Source organism: Dinoroseobacter sp. S375, assembly GCF_049800775.1.
Taxonomy (GTDB): Bacteria; Pseudomonadota; Alphaproteobacteria; order Rhodobacterales; family Rhodobacteraceae; genus Dinoroseobacter.
On the sequence record NZ_JBNAFR010000014.1, the window covers coordinates 54,305 to 70,514 of the forward strand.

Genomic DNA, 16,210 nt, shown 5'->3' on the forward strand with positions numbered 1-16,210 from the left:
TAAAGTCCCGGCAAGCTCGACTGTTATAGGTTTCCCAAGATGAAAATTGCTGTTGCTGGAATCGGCTATGTTGGCCTGTCCCTGAGCGTTCTGCTGGCCCAACGCCATGAGGTGGTCGCCCTCGACATCTCCGAAGACCGGGTGGCCCGGCTCAATGCTGGTGAGGCCCCGATCGCCGACCCCGAGATCGAGCGCTATCTGGCCGAGGAAAGCCTGACCCTGCGGGCCACCACCGATGCGGCCGAGGCATTTGACGGGGCCCGCTACATCGTGGTCGCGACCCCCACCAGCTATGACCCGCAAACCAACCGCTTCGATACCAGCTCGGTTGAGGCGGTGATCGAGAGCGCGCTCAAGCTCGCACCCGACGCCACCATCGTCATCAAGTCCACCATCCCCGTAGGCTATACCGAAGGCCTGCGCAGCCAGCTCGGGGTCCAGAACATCCTCTTCAGCCCGGAATTCCTGCGCGAGGGCAAGGCGCTCTGGGATAACCTGCACCCCTCGCGGATCGTGGTCGGGGCGAAAACCGAAGAGGCCCGGGTCTTTGCCGATCTGCTGGTCGAGGGGTCGCTCGATGCGGATGTGCCGGTGCTCTTCACCCAGCCGACCGAGGCCGAGGCGATCAAGCTCTTTGCCAATACCTTTCTCGCCATGCGCGTGGCCTATTTCAACGAGCTCGACAGCTATGCCCTGGCCCATGGGCTGGACAGCCGCTCGGTGATCGAGGGGGTCTGCCATGACCCGCGGGTGGGCAGCCACTATAACAACCCCTCCTTCGGCTATGGCGGCTATTGCCTGCCCAAGGACACCAAGCAGCTGCTGGCGAATTACGCCACCGTGCCCCAGAACATGATCTCGGCCATCGTCGATGCGAATACCACCCGCAAGGATTTCATCGCCGAACAGATCCTCGCCCAGCAACCCGCCACGGTCGGCATCTACCGGCTGGTGATGAAGGCCGGCTCGGACAATTTCCGCGACAGCTCGATCCAGGGGATCATGAAGCGGCTCAAGGCCAAGGGCATCGAGGTCACCGTCTACGAGCCCGAACTGCCCGATGACACCTTCTTCAACAGCCCCGTGGAGCGGGATCTGGAGGCGTTCAAATCCGGTGTGGATGTGATCGTCGCCAACCGCATGGATGACCTGATCCAGGATGTGGAAGACAAGGTCTTCACCCGGGACCTCTTCGGCGAGAGCTGAGCCCGGCAGAGGCAGAGATCAAGGAGAGGGGCAGGGCGCACCGGCCAGAGGCGCCGGTCCTGCTCTTCCATATCGGGGGGCCGAATTGCGGCTCCACCGCCCTGCAGCGCTCTCTCTTCCAGGGCCGTCGCGGTCTCGCGCGCCCGGGCATCCACTATACCGATCAGGCGTTCGGCATCGATCCGGACCGGGCGGTGTCCCACAACCAGATGATGGTCCGACTGGCCCGGGCTGCGACCCGGGCCCGGTTCAAAACCCCGCAGATCTCGTCTTGTACCCCGCCCGCCCCCACCCGTCTGGCGGCCGCGCGGGCGGCGAGGACTGCGCGTCTCGCGGGGATCGACCTGCACGGGCTGCCCGGGCGCAGCCAACAGCTGTGAGCGCCCTTGAAAGGCTCTGAAACAGGCTCTTTTCAAGCGATATACGCCGCCTTCAGGCGATCGCGTCGTCCATCAGCCGGGCCCGGAGGGCCAAGGCAAGAGGCCGGTCCTGCCCGGGTAGATCAAAGACCTCGCTCAGGATGCGATGGGCGCGGCGCAGGATCTGCGCCTCGGACATCTCGCCATAGGCGAGCCCCTCCGGGATCTGTCCGAACTCCGCCATCACGAAGTGCTCGGGATCCTCATCGTCCAGAAACCCGCTGGCCAGGGCGAAATTCTCGTTCAGGAAGTGATCCCGGATCCGCCGCGCCTGATCCGCCGACAGCATCCGGGCATTGGGCCGCTGATAGGCCGGGGGCAGGGCCCGGGTCAGCCGATGGGCAAAGCGCGCGTCATGGCGGCTGTCGAAGAACACGTCATGGTGGCGCATCATGAAATGCATCAGGGCGAAATCGACGCTGGGATTGCTGGCCTCGGTAAAGACCGCCGCGGCCCCGGCGGGCCAGTCAAACAGCGCGAAGAAGTCATAGGCCGGCTGGCCGCGCACCATCCGGCGCGGCAGGAAGGGCCGCAGCCGGATCCGCGCGCCGGGCAGGGCGGCGCGCCAGGCCCGCATGATCCGCAGGTAATTGGGCTGGTTGACCCGCAGATGCCGCTGCACGCTGGCCTCCAGCGTCAGCCCGTCCTTGAGATCCCATTGCTTCCACGCCGAGGGGATCCAGTCGATCTGGGGCCGGATATAGGCCACCACGGTCACGTCGCAGGCCCGGTCGAGCCCGGCAAAGAGCCGGGCGGGCGCGCGCAGATCGGCCAGGTTTTCCGAGGACAGGACCAGCGTCTCGTCGGGGCCTGCGGCGGTGATCTGGCCGCGCAGGCGGGCCTGAAAGGCGACCCCGGCCTCGGGGCTCTCCATGGCCTGTTGCAGGGGCCAGAGCGGCGGTTGCAGCTGCGCTGGATCCTCGGGCAGGTCGAGATCGCGGTTGAAGACCCGCACCCCGCGGGCCCGTAGGGCCGGAAGCTGGGCCACCATCGCATTGAAGATCGAGGTGCTGCCGCATTTCGGGAAGCCCGCATGGAGGATCAGGGATGTCACCGCCGCCTCCGGGCTAGGGGGCCGGGACGCGCGCTGCGCCGAGACAGGGCCGGACAGAAGGGCGGGACCCGGGGCAGGGTGCCGTAGGGGAAACGGGGCGGGATCGCATGGCCTCCAGTTCTACAGGGCCGCCCCGGGAAGGCAAGCTGCGGGCGCGGGGCGGCTGCGGGGGACGCGGGGGTCAGACCCGGTGAAACACCCCGATCTCGGCCCAGTCAAAGCGCAGCACCGCCGAGGAGGGCCGCTTGCGCGCCTCCAGGGCAAAGCCGGCGGCGGTGATCTCGGGGATCAGTGCTGCGAGCGGGGTGTCCCCCACCACGAAGAGCGGCGCGCCGGGGGCCAGCAGCCGCGCCACCTCGGCCAGGGCAGGCCCGCGCAGTTCGGGGTCGTCGAGGGTCTCGTTCAGGCAGGCCAAGTTCAGGGATCCGGCCTCGTTGGGCAGGCGGCCTTCTGCGCCACCAAGGGCCTCGGCAAAGCTCTCGGGGGCTAGCATGGGCCCGCGGAACTGCTGATCCCAGAAGCCTTGCAGGGCGGCGGGGATGTTCACCCCCAGCCCCGGCAAGCGCCGATAGAGCAGGATCGTCTCGGCCAGCACCCGGTGCAGGCTGCGCGCCCGGCGGTCCGAGCCGCATTGGCCACAGCGCGCCGCCACATCGCCGCCCTCGAAATCCGGAGCCTGATGGCCGCAGATATTGCAATGGCGCCCCTCGCGCCGGGCGATCCGGTCGAGCCAGCCCAGATCCACCAGGTTCGGCGGATGCAGCGCGCCGTGATGTTCATCCACCCGGGCAGCCAGCCCGGGCCGGGTTCTGTTGAACAGGGAGATCAGCCCGGGCACCTCGCCCAGTTTCCAGCCGCAGCTCTCCACGTAGAAGGAGTATTCCACATCCGTATAGGCATGGGGCACCGCCTCGGAGAACCCGCCGATCGTCTCGTACATGGCCCGGCGCAGGGCGAAGAACCCGCCCTGCACGTGGGAAAAGGCCCGGTCAGGATTGTCGGTGGCGAATGCGGGATTGCGGAAATCGTCGAAGAGCGCGATCCGCGACGGGTAATCCCGGCCATGCAGATAGCTCGGCGAATAGCACAAGGTCCCCGCCAGCCCGACCTCCGGATGCGCGTCGAGATAGGTGACAAAGGGCCGTTCCCAGCCCTGGCGGGAGGTCATGCCTTCCTTGCCGCAGACATAGATCATGTAATCCGACGATCCGTGGGCCATGCACAGATTGGTGCCGGGCCCCACCAGCGCATTCGCGCGGTTCAGGATCAGGGTCATGTTGTCCCGCGCCCCATAGACCGACAGCAGATGGGCCAGGGCCGGGGCGTCCGAGCCATTGTCGCAGACCACCAGATGGAAGGGCAGATCCGTATTGGCATAGAGCCGCCGGATCACCTCGCGGGTCTGGGCGAGGTTGTTCCAGGACACCACCATCAGGTCGAGCGTCTCGCCCGCCCAGAAGCGCAGCAGCGTGTTGACCAGATCCGCCCCGTTATGGTTGCGCCGCAGATGGGCCTCGGCATCCTCGATCATGGTCGCGACCGCGATCTCGGGCAGGGCGTAATAGGCGCGGATCTTCTCGGCCAGCGCCTCGGGCGTGACATCCTCCGACAGCATGCCCGTGATCCCGTCATGGACCAGATCCGGGATCCCCGCGATGGGGGTGGTCAGCACCGGCAGCCCGGCGGCCATGGCCTCCATCAGGGTGGTGGGGATACCGTCCATATCCCCATCCGCCGCCCGGACCGAGGGCACGGCAAACAGATCATGGGCCCGGAACACCTCCATCAGGGCCTCGCGGCCCTTCACCGGGCCATGGAGGGTGACATTGGTGATCCCGAGATCCTCGATGATCTGGCGATAGAGATCCTCCAGCGGGCCATAGCCATGGATGTTGATCGTGATCCCGTCGCGCTCCAGCAGCTTGCCCGCCCGGACCAGCACATCCAGCCCCTTCTTCTCGGCAAAGCGCGACACGGCGGCCACGGCCTTGTGGCGGCGCGCGGGGCGGTCCGGGGTCTTGCCGCCGGCAAAGAGATCCGGGTCGATGCAGTTGGAGTTGATCGTGATTTTCTCGGCCCGCACCCCGCGATCGACCAGATAGTCCCGGTGAAAGCGCGACAGGGTGAAGATCTGCAAACACAGCGGGTCGGCGCTGATCTCGTCGAGCCGGTTGGCCACCACGTTCTTGTAGCGGAAGATATCCTGGGCATGGGCGATGCAGGTGAAGGGGATGGCGGCCTTGCGCGCGGCGGGCCAGACCATGTCGGTCACCGTGGGATAGATGAAATGGCCATGGACCATGGTGCGCCCGGTCTCGGTCAGACGCGCGGCCAGATGGTCGGCATCCTGCACCTGTTCCCAGGTGATGTCGAAATCCGGGGCGAAATCGGGAAAGGGCGAGGCCCGGCAGAAGACCTGCACATCGATGCCCTGATCCTTCAGAAGGCGCAGCTCATTGAGCACGAAGGTCTCGGAGGGGACCGGGAAATGGGTGCAGTAATAGGCCAGTTTCAGATCCGCGCGCGGGATCTGCCGGGGCAGGGCGCGGGCCGGCAGCACCATGGGGGCAGGGGCCGTCCCGGCGGCCAGATCCGCCAGCAGCGGCGCATAGGCCTCGGCCATGGCCGCGTTATAGGCCGCCCGGCCAAAGGCGGTCTCTGCATGGGCCGCGGCGCGCAGCCCGTCCACCAGCAGCTGCTTGCGGTCCGCGCCGTAGGCCCGGATCCTGGCGGCCACGGCCTCGGTATCGCCCGCAGGCACCACATGGCCTGTCTCGCCCGGGATCAGCAGTTCGGGCGGCCCGCCATGGTCATAGACGATTGCCGGACGCCCGGCGGCCATCCCTTCGAGCACCGTGCGCCCGAAGCTTTCCTGAAACTGGGACAGGCTGAGCACCAGGTCGAGCTCGGCCATGGCCTCGGCGGGGGTGTCGCGATAGCCCGCGATGCGCAGGCTGCGGGGCAGCTCCCCGGCATCGATCCGCGCCTGCAGCGCCGCCGTATGGCTGTGTTCGGGTCCGATCAGCAGGAATTCCGCGTCGGGCAGGTCTGGGGCGACCCGCCGGGCGATCTCGGCGAAATCGGCAATGCCCTTCTTGGGCATGTTCGAGCTGATCATGCCAATCCGCAGGGGGCCGTCCACGGGCGGCGGCGGCAGGCTCTGCAGCGCGCTCATATCGGCGGTGTTATAGACCACCGCGGCACCGCGCCCGGGCCGGTCGAAACAGGCGGCCGTGGCCCGCGAATTGGCGATGATCCGGTCGCAATGGCCCCATAGCGCGGCGATGATCCGGTCGGCATCCGCGCCCAGCATCTCCTGCAGGGAGGTGTCATGGGTGATCAGTTCGCGCGCCTGCACCACGCCGGGCCGCCCCATGCGCCGGGCCGCGATCAGCGGCTCGCGCAGGGTGATGGTATTGGCATGGACGATATCGATCCGCTCTTCGGCGATCAGCTGGGCAAAGCTGGTCACCGCTGCCTCATCCACCGGGCTGTCCAGCTGCCACCACTCATAGGCCAGCACGGCCAGGGCACAGGCCCTGCTGCGCAACAGCTCGATATAGGCCCTGTTGCCATCCCCGGGCACGGCCACGATCACGTTGATCTCCATGGCCGTCAGCGCGTCGAGCATGTCCAGCAGGCTGCGCTCGGAGCCATAGAGCTGATCGCCCACCGTATGGGCCACCAGCAGCACCGTGGGCCGCATGGGCTGCCGCTCCCGGTGGCCGGGCAGGCGGGTGATCTCCGCCCGCAGCCCCGCACTGCGCGCCGGCGGCAGGACCGGGCGGGTCGGGGGGCGGGCCACACGGCCCTCGGGCTGGCCATAGCGGATGTAATGGAGCACCGGATTGTAATCCGCCTCGGCCACATCCGCATAATCGCTGCGATAGGCCATGGCATCGAATTTCGGCCCCGGATTGCGCAGCAGCCGCGCCCCGAGCCAGAGGAAATGCTCCATCGGATCCATGCCCAGAGCCGCCACATCCGGATAGGTGTTGCGGTACCACAGGGCATCAAAGAGGCCCGATGCCTCGAGATCGGCGCGGTCGGAATTCGGATCGTCGGAGGTCATGCCGGGGCTCTGGTCTCAGGACGGGCCATGGCCGCTCTCGGATTGGCGGGGCTCGGAGGAGGGGGCTTCTGTCTCTGCCTCTGCCTCTGTCTTTGCCTCTGTCTTTGCCGCGGGCGTGGGGCGGGGCCCGTCCGATCCTGCCGGATCGTCGAGGGCTGCGGGAACAGGGGGTGTCTCTGGGGCCTGGGCAGGGTCCTCCGGGTCATGGTTCTGGACATGATCTGGGCCATGATCCGGGGCAGGGTCCGGTGCCGGGGGCGCTGTGTCGGTCTCTGCGGACGGCTCCCCGTCCGATGCGGGCGCGATCTCTGCCGGAGGGGCCTCTGTGCGGGTCTCCGCCCCGGTCTCTGCAGCAGGGGGGATCCCATCCATCATCGTCTCGCCAGCGTCGGCTTCGGATTCGGCTTTTGCCCCGATCTGTGCCTCTGTCCCGATCTCGGTCTGTGCGTCTGCGTCGGGTGCCGCCGCTGCGTCCCCGTCCAGATCCAAGTCCAGATCCGGATCCTCGCACGCCTCCCCGGTGGCCGCTTCCGGCGCCGGAGGTGTGGGCGGCGTGCGCGGCTGGGTCAGGTCGCGCGGCGCACGGCCCTCGGTCAGCCCGTATTTCACGAAATGCCAGGCCGGATCGGTGCCGCTCTCGGCCACATCCGGGTTGGTGGTCAGATAGTGCTCCGGATCAAACGCGCCGGTGGCGATCAGCCGCCGGGCGCAGTCGGCATAATCCGCATCCTCCAGCCGGGCCCCGTCTGCGGCAGGATCCGCAGCACCGGCCCCCTGCAACAGGGCCTCCATCAGCTCGGGCAGCCAGGCGATCATCCGGTCCTTGGCCTTTCGCAGGGCCCGCGTCTGATGTTCGCTGGCGGCCAGAAGCCGGGTCAGCTCGGCCATCTCGCGGGTCTGGGCCTCCAGTTGCTGGGCCTGCCGGTCGAGGGTGCGGGCGAAGGTCTCGGGGGCCAGATCGCCCCCGGCGCGCGGCTCGCTCTGGGCCAGCAGACGGGTCAGGGTCAGCACCTCGGCCCGGGCGGTCTCGAGCCGGGCATGGGCCGCGTCCCGGGCGTCTTCGAGGATCCGGATCTCGACCTGGGCCTCCAGGATCCGGGTCTCGCGGTCATGGGCGGTCAGCCGTGCGTCCTTGAGAGCCGCGTCCAGCGTGGCCAGCTCGCCATCCTGCACCGCGCATCGGTCGGTCACGTCCCGGAGCCGGGTCTTCAAAGCCTGCAGGTCGTCCGGCAAAGCACTGTCCTGAGCTGGCGTCGCGCGAATTTCGGACATGCTCACCCTTTGAAAAAAGCGCCGGAGCACGGCGCGTCATGCCGTCTTGCGGCGCTATTCGATCTGGCTTGGCAGGCTAATCCCGCGTTGCCGTAAGGAAAAGGTCCCGAAGGCTGCCGCCCCCGAGGTTCAACAGGGGGTGTCATGCAAATGCATCGGCATCCTGGCAAGACCGTCGCCCATTTCTGTTCCATGCGCCGCCCCTATGCGCGCAGATGCGGCCTTGGTGATGCAGTCCTGCCAGTATGGAGCGCGGGGCAGGGCGAGGCAATCTCCTCTCGCGGCCCGCTTGTCCCCCGTTGCCCTGGGATCGGGCAGAGGGTCGGGGGATCAGGCCAGCCCCATCGCGTGCTGCAGCTTGTCGATGGCGTGGTTCAGGGTGAATTTCTCCAGCAGGCGCTGTCGGGCGGCCGCGCCATAGGCGGCGGCCATGTCCGGATCGGCCAGCAGCCGGTCAAGCTCCCGGGCCATGGCGTCCAGGTCATGCTCGTCCACCAGCGCGCCGCTCTCGCCCTCGATCACCGCCTCGGGGATGCCGCTATGGCGGGTGGAGACGATGGTCAGCCCGGCGGACATGGCCTCCATGATGGCCACGGGCAGGCCCTCGGTGTCGCCATTGGAGGAGGTCACGGAATGCTGCAGGAAGAACGACGCCTCCCCCATGGTCTTGCGCACCACGTCATGGGGCTGGCTGCCGAGCAGCCGGATCCGGTCTTCCAGCCCGGCCTGGGCCACCGCGGCCTTGGCCTCCTCCCAGAGGGGGCCGTCGCCGATATAGTCGAGCCGGGCCTCGGGATGGGCCTCGGCGATCTTGGCAAAGGCGCCGATCGTGGTCAGCGGGGCTTTCTTTTCGACAAAGCGGCCCACGGCCATGCACAGGCCCGGGCTGCGGCTGGAGGGGGGGAAATTCTCGGCCTCGACACCGCAGGGCACCACGGTGATCCGGTCGGCGGGGCAGCCGATCCCGACCAGGTTGTCAGCGATGAAGCGCGACGGGGTGATGAAGCCCTCTGCCTGGGCAAAGAGGGTCTGATAGGCTTTGACGATCTTGGGAAAGCGCAAATGGCTGGAGGCGTCATAGCCGTGAAAATGCACATGCAGTTTGACCCCGGCGGCGGCGGCAGGGGCGGCCATCTCGACCCCCATTCCGCCGAATTCGGTCATCATCACCTCGGTGCCGGTCTGGCGCAGGAACCCGGCTACGGCCCGGTCCCGCAGGGGCTTGATCCGGCCCAGGGGCAGGGCGGGGCGGGCGCTGGTCGGGGTGCCGTCCGTGCCATAGCTGCGCGGGCGTTGGCCGATATCGCACAGGAAGGGGCCGTTGAATTCCGGGATCGGGGCTTCCGTATGTGTGACGAAGGCAGAGCGTCCCGGGGCCAGGCGCATGGCATGGGCGGTGACGAACGTTTCGGACACCAGTCCGAAATAGCGTGAAGCAAGAGCAAACATGACATGGAACACATCTAACGGCGCCCTGGGGCGGCAGGTGCCGATACAGTACGAACCGCCCCGGGGGCCAACAAGCCGCAGGTTCCGCGGCGTATAGCCGCCTGTGATTCGGGCGCGGCGGGGCCTTTGCTGGGCCCGGGCGCATCGCTGGGCCCGGGGGGGCTGGCGCCGGGACCACAGGGGCCCGAGGCCCTGTGTCCTGCCCGCGCGCAACCGGGCAACCGTGACCGTTTGAGCGCGTTAAGAGGGTGTTTTTCTTGCGGAGTGAGAGTCTCTTGACCTCAAGACTGGATCTGGATCATCTCTCGGGCATCAGGGAATTGTGCCCCGACAATTTCTTTTCTTCCAAAATGGGCGAGGCGTCTGCGGGCGCAATCGCAAGGAGCGTTTATGGTACGTCACGTACATCTTCTTGATACGTCGGTTGCGACCGACAATGTGGGTGATGAGATCATCGTCGATGCCTCCAAGGCGATCATCGCCCAGACCTTTCCGGATGCCTATATCTCGCGCTCGGCCAGCCATGACGGCCTGGGCCATTTCGGGCGTGAACTGGTTGCGGATGCGGATGTCGCCCTGTTGATCGGCACCAACGGGCTGACACCGGCCGACCAGCGCCGGTTCAACTTCGTCTGGACCGTGCGCGGCAAGGATGTCGAGGCCCTGCGCGACAAGGTCGTGCTGTTCGGGGTCGGGGCCAACCGGGATTTCGACAAGATCAACTGGCGCCAGAAGCGGCTGCTCTCCACGATCCTGTCCTCGCGCCACACCCATTCGGTGCGCGACGCCCAGGGCCAGAAGCTCATGGAGATGCTCGATTTCAAGGTGACCAATACCAGCTGCCCGACGCTCTGGGGCTATGCCAAGACCCCGCCCGTCGTGCCCGAGGGCAAGGCGGACCGGGTGGTCTTCACCCTGACCAAGCACAAGCCCGCCGCCGAAGACGCGCAGATGATCGAGATCCTCAAGCAGAAATATGACGAGGTCTATTTCTGGCCGCAGCAGCCCCGGGACCTGCCCTATCTGCAGGAGATCGCGGGCCTCGAGGGGATCACCGTGCTGGCCCCCAATCTGGCCGCCTATGATGCGCTGCTGGCCTCCGGTCCGATCGATGTGACCGGGACCCGGCTGCATGGCTCGATCCGCGGGCTCAAGCATGGCCGCCGGATCCTCGCCGTGTCGATCGACAACCGGGCCCGGGATATCGGGGCCGAGACGAACCTGCCGGTGCTGGCCCGGGACAAGGTGCCCGGCGAGTTTGCCAAGCTCATCGATGGGGGCTGGAAAACCGAGCTGACCCTGCCCGGGGACCGGATCGACCAGTTCACCGGACAGTTCGCCGCCTGAGCTCCGGATCTGCCGACGCATTGACGAGCCCGGCGGGCCCGCTGCCGGGCCGGGCAGGTCCCCGGGCGTAATCTGTGGGCGGCCCGGGTGTCGTGCGCTCCGAACACGTCACCGGCCGGTCTCGGCGCGCAGGTCGTGCCGAGTTGCTGTCGACAGCCGGTCGGCACTCTGCGGCCCGCGCGTCTGCATCGGTCCCGGTCTCACCGGCGCTGAGCGGGCGCCCTCCGGGCCTTGCCGTCGTCCTTGCGCGCCGCCGGATCGAGCCGCCTTGGCCCGCCGGATCGGGAAGCCCGCCCCCGGGGTCAGACTTGCGGCATAAGCTTTGTTATGTTGTGAATGCCCCCAAAGGGCGGCCCCGGCGCAGGTCTTGGCCTCAGGGGGTGTTGCCGCGCGCCCGGGCCTGCACCCAGGCCCAGCTCGAGGCGCACATGGCCTCCAGATCCCGCTTGGTTTCAAACCCCAGAACCGCGCGCGCCTTGTCCACTTGCGCGCAATAGACCGGCACATCCCCGGGCCGGCGCGCCACGATCTCATAGGGCAGATCCCGCCCGCAGGCCTTGGAATAGGCCGCGATCATGTCGAGGACCGAGTGCCCCTGTCCGGTGCCCAGATTGACGAGATGGCCCTTCTGAGTGCTGAGCAGCGCCTGCAGGGACAGCACATGCCCCTCGGCGAGATCCTCCACATGGATGTAATCCCGCAGCCCGGTCCCGTCCGGGGTCGGGTAATCATTGCCAAAGACCTGCAGATGGGGCCGCTGGCCCATGGCCACCTGGGCGATATAGGGCATCAGGTTGTTGGGAATGTCGGACGGATCCTCGCCGATCAGGGTCGAGCTATGGGCGCCTGCGGGATTGAAATAGCGCAGGATGCCGAAGGCCCATTTGGGATCGGATTGCGCCAGGGCGTCGAGCACCAGCTCCCCGGTGATCTTGGTCAGCCCATAGGGGTTGGTATGCCGGTGCGGGGCGGTCTCCGGGGTCGGCGTCTCATCGGGGATGCCATAGACCGTGGCCGAGGAGGAAAACACCAGCCGGTGGACGCCCGCCACGTCCATTTCCTGAAGCAGTCCGACCAGCCCGGAACAGTTCGTTTCGAAATAGTTCAGCGGCATCGCCACGCTCTCGCCCACGGCCTTGCGGGCGGCGAAATGGACGACCGCGTCGATCCGGGTCTCGGTGAAGATCCGCGCCAGCAGGGCCCGGTCCAGCACCGACCCCCTGTAGAGCCGCACCGGGCCGCCGGTGATCAGTTCCAGCCGGTCGGGCACGTCATCGGCCGCGTTGGAGAAATTGTCGAGGATCACCACCTCGTAGCCCGCAGACTTCAGGGCGACATAGGTATGGGATCCGATATAGCCCGCACCACCGGTCAGAAGGATCGTTTCAGTCATGGGGGGCCTTTACGCTGTCAACACGAAACTGTCGGTGTTCTGACGGGCGGTTCGGAGCCTGTCAATGGCGCGACCCGGCGGGCGGGGTGAGCCTGTGTGGCACGCCATTGCGGTCGAGAAACGCTGCAAACCCCGCGAGATAGTCCGGCTGGCGCGCGTTGAACGGGGCCGGGTCGTACTCGGCCAGAAGGCGCGCGGGATCCAGGGCTCCGGCGTCGAGTGCCTGCGCGGCCGGCCGGGCCGGGATGCCCGCCTGCCGGGCCATCTCGGCGGTGCGGCTGTCATGGGTCAGCAGGATCGCGGGCCGCCCGGCCAGAAGGGCGGCGATCACCCCATGGAGCCGCGTGCCGATGACCAGATCGCGGCTGGCGGCCCACGCGATCCAGTCCTCGGCCCGGCCAAACAGCTTCACATGGGCCGCCGCCCAGCCCGCCAGCCGGGCGCGATCCGCCTCCCCCAGGGCCTGGGACAGGAGCGGCCAGGCCGGATCCTCCGGTGGCAGCGCGCCCCGCGCCAGCCGCATCAGCGGCAGCTCGGTCTGGGCCGTGTAATCGGCCCCCAGCCGCCGGGCCTCGCCCAGCATGAACCGGCCCAGCACATGGCGCGGGCTGTCCCGGGCCGGGATCCGGTCCCCGGGCAGCCCGCCATTCAGTCCCAGCCGCAGGGGCCGGTCGGGATCCGGCGGCGCGAGGGGCGCGATCTGCGCCGGGCGGTCCAGGTGATAGAGCAGCGAGGGGCAGCCGGTCACGGTCACATTGTGGATCCCGTAATGGTCCAGCACCTCGGCGCTGAAGGTGCCGCGCACCGAGATCGAGGCGCTGCGCTCGGACACCGCGCTGAGAAACCGCAAACTGCCCCTGGGCAGCTCGGGGATCCGGTCCTCCTGGGCCTGCGCGCCGAGCCCCAGCACCACGGTGGGCTTGTCCATTTGCTCGACCAGGGCGGCCATCTCGCCCAGATCGCGGGCCGGTTGCAGCCAGTTGGCCGCCGCCAGCACCACCCCGTCGCAAGCCTCGGCGATCTCGCCCAGATCGGTGATCTCACGCGGCGGCCGGGCCAGCCCGCGCACCAGCCGCAGCACCGCCGCCGAGAAGATCAGGTTGCCGGTATTCTGCCCCGTCTCGCTCAGAAACTGCGCCACCGGGCGGGTCTCATCGGGCCCGGGCAGCGGGTAGATCGCCGAGATATAGGGGGTCTGCACCGCGTATCCGCCTTTTGAAGAGCCTGAGGAGGGGCCTTGTGACGCCCCGCACAGGTCCCGCGCGGGGCCCGTTCAGGCCCGTTCATGCCTGTCTAGCGCCGATTGCGCCCGAGGGGGAGGTGCCCCTGCCCTCCTGTCCCGCGGTCTCCGGCGCTATGGGGTCAGTGTCGCCGGATCGGGGATCCGCGCCGCCGGAATGCTCAGGCTGCGCAGCCCGTCTTCGGTGCTGGCCACCGCCGAGAGCACCCCGTGGATCACCGGTCCCGCCTCGGTCAGGGCCAGAAGCGGCGCGCCGCTATCGCCCTGCATGGCGGGGCACGGGGTCTCGAGGATGGCGCCCCCGGCGCGCAATTGGCCGGGCCCGCAGGCCCGGGCCAGGGACAGAACATGGGGCCGCAGCCCGGCATAGCCCGCCAGCGCCGTCGCGCTGCCTCCGGTCCCGGAGCGGGCCATGGGCAGGATCCCGGCGCTTGCCCCCAAGGGGGTGTCGAGCACCAACAGGGCCCAATCCCGGGCAATCCCGCCGCGGAAATCCCGGCTTGCCGGATCCTGTACCGGGTCCAGCACATAGCGGCGCACCCCCGCCACTCCGAGCCCCGTGCCGCGCTGGTAGCCTGCCACAAAGCGCAGGCTCTGGGCCGGGATCCAGGCCTTGCGGGCGTAGTTATACAGGCAATGGGCCGCGGTCAGCACCACCGCCTCGGCCACTAGCGTGCCGGTGCAATGGCTGCGGATCTGCAGGCTGGCGAAATTCACCCGCCCGATGGCCCGCCAGGGCGCGGTCCCGGCATCGAGGATCTCGCGCCCCCGGATCGCGGCACAGCCCGCCTCCCCCTGCCGCCCGGCGCCGCAGATCCCACTGAGCTCCGGGCGATAGATCTGGTTATGCAGGGTTCCGGCATCGGGGGTCTGGGCCAGCCCCGGCCCCGGGCCCAAGCCGAGGCTCCCGCCCAAACCGACCCCCCCGCCGAGCAGGAGGGCGCCCAGCAGGTTGGCGATCCCGGCCCGCATCCGGGGCCCGGGATGCGGACGTCCCGCGCCCCTTAAAATTCGCGCGAAACGCCACCCTTTTGCCCTGCCCCTCGCCCGGCCCGTGACGTCGCGGGGGGGAATGCTGTCCGCGCACGAAGCGCAGATTGTCCAAGGGGGGCCAAGGTGGCGCAGATTGTTCATGTCACGACACTGACCGATCCGGTCGCAGTGGACCAGCCCGCTGCGCCGGTCACCGCGTTGGAGATCGGCCAGACCGCCAACGGGGCGCTGCTCTATGCGAGCAGCCCTGCGGGGGGCGTGGTCACGGCCTATGCGCTCTCGGGCAGCGGGTCGGCGACCCTGGTCGATCAGCAGGCGCTGACCGATCCGCCTTCTGCCGGGGGCGGGGGTGCGGACGCGCCGGAGGCCGTGGTCACCCTGAACGGGCAGATATACCGGGTGGTGCTCGACCATCCGGATCACGCGGTGCAGCTTTTTCGCCTGAATCCCACGGGCGGATCCGATCTGGTCGCGACCATGGGGGCGGAGCAGGGTCTGGGCCTGTCGACCCCCACGCAGCTTGAGGTGCTGGAGGTCGCAGGCACGGCCTATGCCATCATCGGCGGGGCCGGGTCCTCCTCCCTCAGCGTGCTGGAGGTGACCGCCACGGGGGAGCTGATCCCCCGGGACCATGTCATCGACGATATGGAGACCCGGTTCTCCCGGGTTACCAGCCTCGAGACCCTGCAGGTCGACGGGCGCAGCTATGTGATTGCGGGCGGGGCCGATGACGGCCTGTCCCTGTTCGAGCTTTTGCCGGGGGGGCGGCTCGTCCATCTCGATACGGTGGCCGACAGTGCCGAGATGTCCCTCGTGAATGTGGTGACCCTGGCCGCCCAGGAGACCGGAAACGGCCTGCAGATCTTCGCCGGATCCGAGCGGGAGCCCGGGGTGACCCAGCTGCAGGTTTCGCTCGGCACGACCGGGGCGGTGCAGCTCGCCTGGGATGGCGGGGCGACCCTGACGGGCACGGCGGGGGCGGACCTGCTGGTGGGCGGTGCCGGGGCCGACCTGCTGAAAGGTGGCGCGGGCGCGGATCTGCTGCTCGATGGCGGCGGAGAGGACCGGATGCAGGGCGGTGCCGGCGCGGATCTCTTCCTGCTGGATGCCGATGGGGCGGTGGATCATATCCTCGATTTCGATCCGCGCGAGGATGTGCTGGATCTCTCGGCCTGGACCATGCTGCGCAGCATGGATCAGATTGCCATCACCCAGACCAGCGATGGCGCCCGCCTCAGCTTTGGCGAGGAGGTGCTGATCCTGCACAACCCGGAGGGCGGGGCCTATGATCCGAGCCTGCTGGCCGGGCTCGATGTGCTCAATCTCAGCCGGGTGCATCTGACCATGTTCGACGGCCTGACCCCGGACCCGGTGCAGATCCTGTTCGAAGGCAGCGCGGCGGGCGAGACGATCCATGGCAACGCGGCGGACAACACCCTGCTGGGCCTGGGGGGCAATGATGTTCTTCTGGGTGGCGCGGGGGCCGACTATCTCGATGGCGGCGCGGGGACGGACCGTGCCGCCTATTGGACGGCATCCGCCGGGGTCATGGTCGATCTGGAGAACAGCCAGGCCAATACCGGAGATGCGGCGGGCGATGTCTATGAGAACATCGAGGACCTGCAGGGCACCAAGTACCGGGATGATCTGCGCGGGGACAGCGCGGTCAACACGCTGATAGGGGCGGCTGGCAGTGACACCCTCTGGGGGCGCGCGGGCAATGACCGGCTCCTTGCCGGAGACGGCAATGATGTTCTTCTGGGGG

The 16,210-nt window shown here is 68.1% G+C and carries 10 protein-coding genes; 3 read left to right on the top strand and 7 right to left on the bottom strand.

Annotated elements, in window-relative coordinates; genetic code table 11:
* Nucleotides 1-39 precede the first annotated feature (39 nt).
* Nucleotides 40-1,206 carry a nucleotide sugar dehydrogenase gene (locus ACP150_RS20630; protein ID WP_424968598.1) on the top strand — a complete coding sequence of 389 codons (1,167 nt, stop codon included), beginning with the start codon at nucleotides 40-42 and terminating at the stop codon, nucleotides 1,204-1,206.
* Between the two features lie 432 nt (nucleotides 1,207-1,638).
* Here ACP150_RS20630 and ACP150_RS20635 read toward each other — a convergent pair whose 3' ends face one another.
* From ACP150_RS20635 to ACP150_RS20650, 4 genes are all read right to left on the bottom strand, one after another.
* Nucleotides 1,639-2,679 carry a hypothetical protein gene (locus tag ACP150_RS20635; RefSeq protein ID WP_424968599.1) on the bottom strand — a complete coding sequence of 347 codons (1,041 nt, stop codon included), beginning with the start codon at nucleotides 2,677-2,679 and terminating at the stop codon, nucleotides 1,639-1,641.
* Nucleotides 2,680-2,860: 181 nt separating this feature from the next.
* On the bottom strand, nucleotides 2,861-6,751 hold the full coding sequence (locus tag ACP150_RS20640; RefSeq protein WP_424968600.1) for a glycosyltransferase: 3,891 nt from the start codon (nucleotides 6,749-6,751) through the stop codon (nucleotides 2,861-2,863).
* Between the two features lie 15 nt (nucleotides 6,752-6,766).
* The gene (locus ACP150_RS20645; RefSeq protein WP_424968601.1) at nucleotides 6,767-8,023 is read right to left on the bottom strand and encodes a hypothetical protein; all 1,257 of its coding nucleotides are present in this window, start codon (nucleotides 8,021-8,023) and stop codon (nucleotides 6,767-6,769) included.
* 330 nt (nucleotides 8,024-8,353) lie between these two features.
* On the bottom strand, nucleotides 8,354-9,439 hold the full coding sequence (locus ACP150_RS20650; protein WP_424968602.1) for a glycosyltransferase: 1,086 nt from the start codon (nucleotides 9,437-9,439) through the stop codon (nucleotides 8,354-8,356).
* A 423-nt stretch (nucleotides 9,440-9,862) separates the two neighbouring features.
* Between ACP150_RS20650 and ACP150_RS20655 the strand changes: the two genes are divergently transcribed.
* Complete coding sequence (locus ACP150_RS20655; RefSeq protein WP_424968603.1) at nucleotides 9,863-10,819, top strand: polysaccharide pyruvyl transferase family protein; 957 nt, start codon at nucleotides 9,863-9,865, stop codon at nucleotides 10,817-10,819.
* Nucleotides 10,820-11,192: 373 nt separating this feature from the next.
* On the opposite strand, the gene galE is transcribed toward ACP150_RS20655, so the two are convergent.
* The 3 genes from galE to ACP150_RS20670 all read right to left on the bottom strand — a co-directional run bounded on the left by galE (nucleotide 11,193) and on the right by ACP150_RS20670 (nucleotide 14,424).
* Nucleotides 11,193-12,212: a UDP-glucose 4-epimerase GalE gene (gene galE, locus ACP150_RS20660; protein WP_424968604.1), complete on the bottom strand. Its 1,020-nt coding sequence runs from the start codon at nucleotides 12,210-12,212 to the stop codon at nucleotides 11,193-11,195.
* Between the two features lie 61 nt (nucleotides 12,213-12,273).
* Nucleotides 12,274-13,413, bottom strand: a complete 1,140-nt coding sequence (locus ACP150_RS20665) for a polysaccharide pyruvyl transferase family protein (protein ID WP_424968605.1) — start codon at nucleotides 13,411-13,413, stop codon at nucleotides 12,274-12,276.
* Between the two features lie 153 nt (nucleotides 13,414-13,566).
* Entirely contained in the window at nucleotides 13,567-14,424 is an 858-nt protein-coding gene (locus ACP150_RS20670; RefSeq protein ID WP_424968606.1) for a trypsin-like serine peptidase, read from the bottom strand.
* A 144-nt stretch (nucleotides 14,425-14,568) separates the two neighbouring features.
* On the opposite strand from ACP150_RS20670, the gene ACP150_RS20675 reads away from it, so the two are divergent.
* The coding region (locus tag ACP150_RS20675; protein ID WP_424968607.1) for a calcium-binding protein at nucleotides 14,569-16,210 on the top strand (1,642 nt) is incomplete at its 3' end.

Excerpts from the sequence above, each read along its gene's own strand:
- ACP150_RS20640 (WP_424968600.1), bottom strand. The coding sequence starts at position 6,751 with ATGACCTCCGACGATCCGAATTCCGACCGCGCCGATCTCGAGGCATCG.
- ACP150_RS20670 (WP_424968606.1), bottom strand. The coding sequence starts at position 14,424 with ATGCGGGCCGGGATCGCCAACCTGCTGGGCGCCCTCCTGCTCGGCGGG.
- ACP150_RS20630 (WP_424968598.1), top strand. The coding sequence starts at position 40 with ATGAAAATTGCTGTTGCTGGAATCGGCTATGTTGGCCTGTCCCTGAGC.
- galE (WP_424968604.1), bottom strand. The coding sequence starts at position 12,212 with ATGACTGAAACGATCCTTCTGACCGGTGGTGCGGGCTATATCGGATCC.
- ACP150_RS20645 (WP_424968601.1), bottom strand. The coding sequence starts at position 8,023 with ATGTCCGAAATTCGCGCGACGCCAGCTCAGGACAGTGCTTTGCCGGAC.
- ACP150_RS20655 (WP_424968603.1), top strand. The coding sequence starts at position 9,863 with ATGGTACGTCACGTACATCTTCTTGATACGTCGGTTGCGACCGACAAT.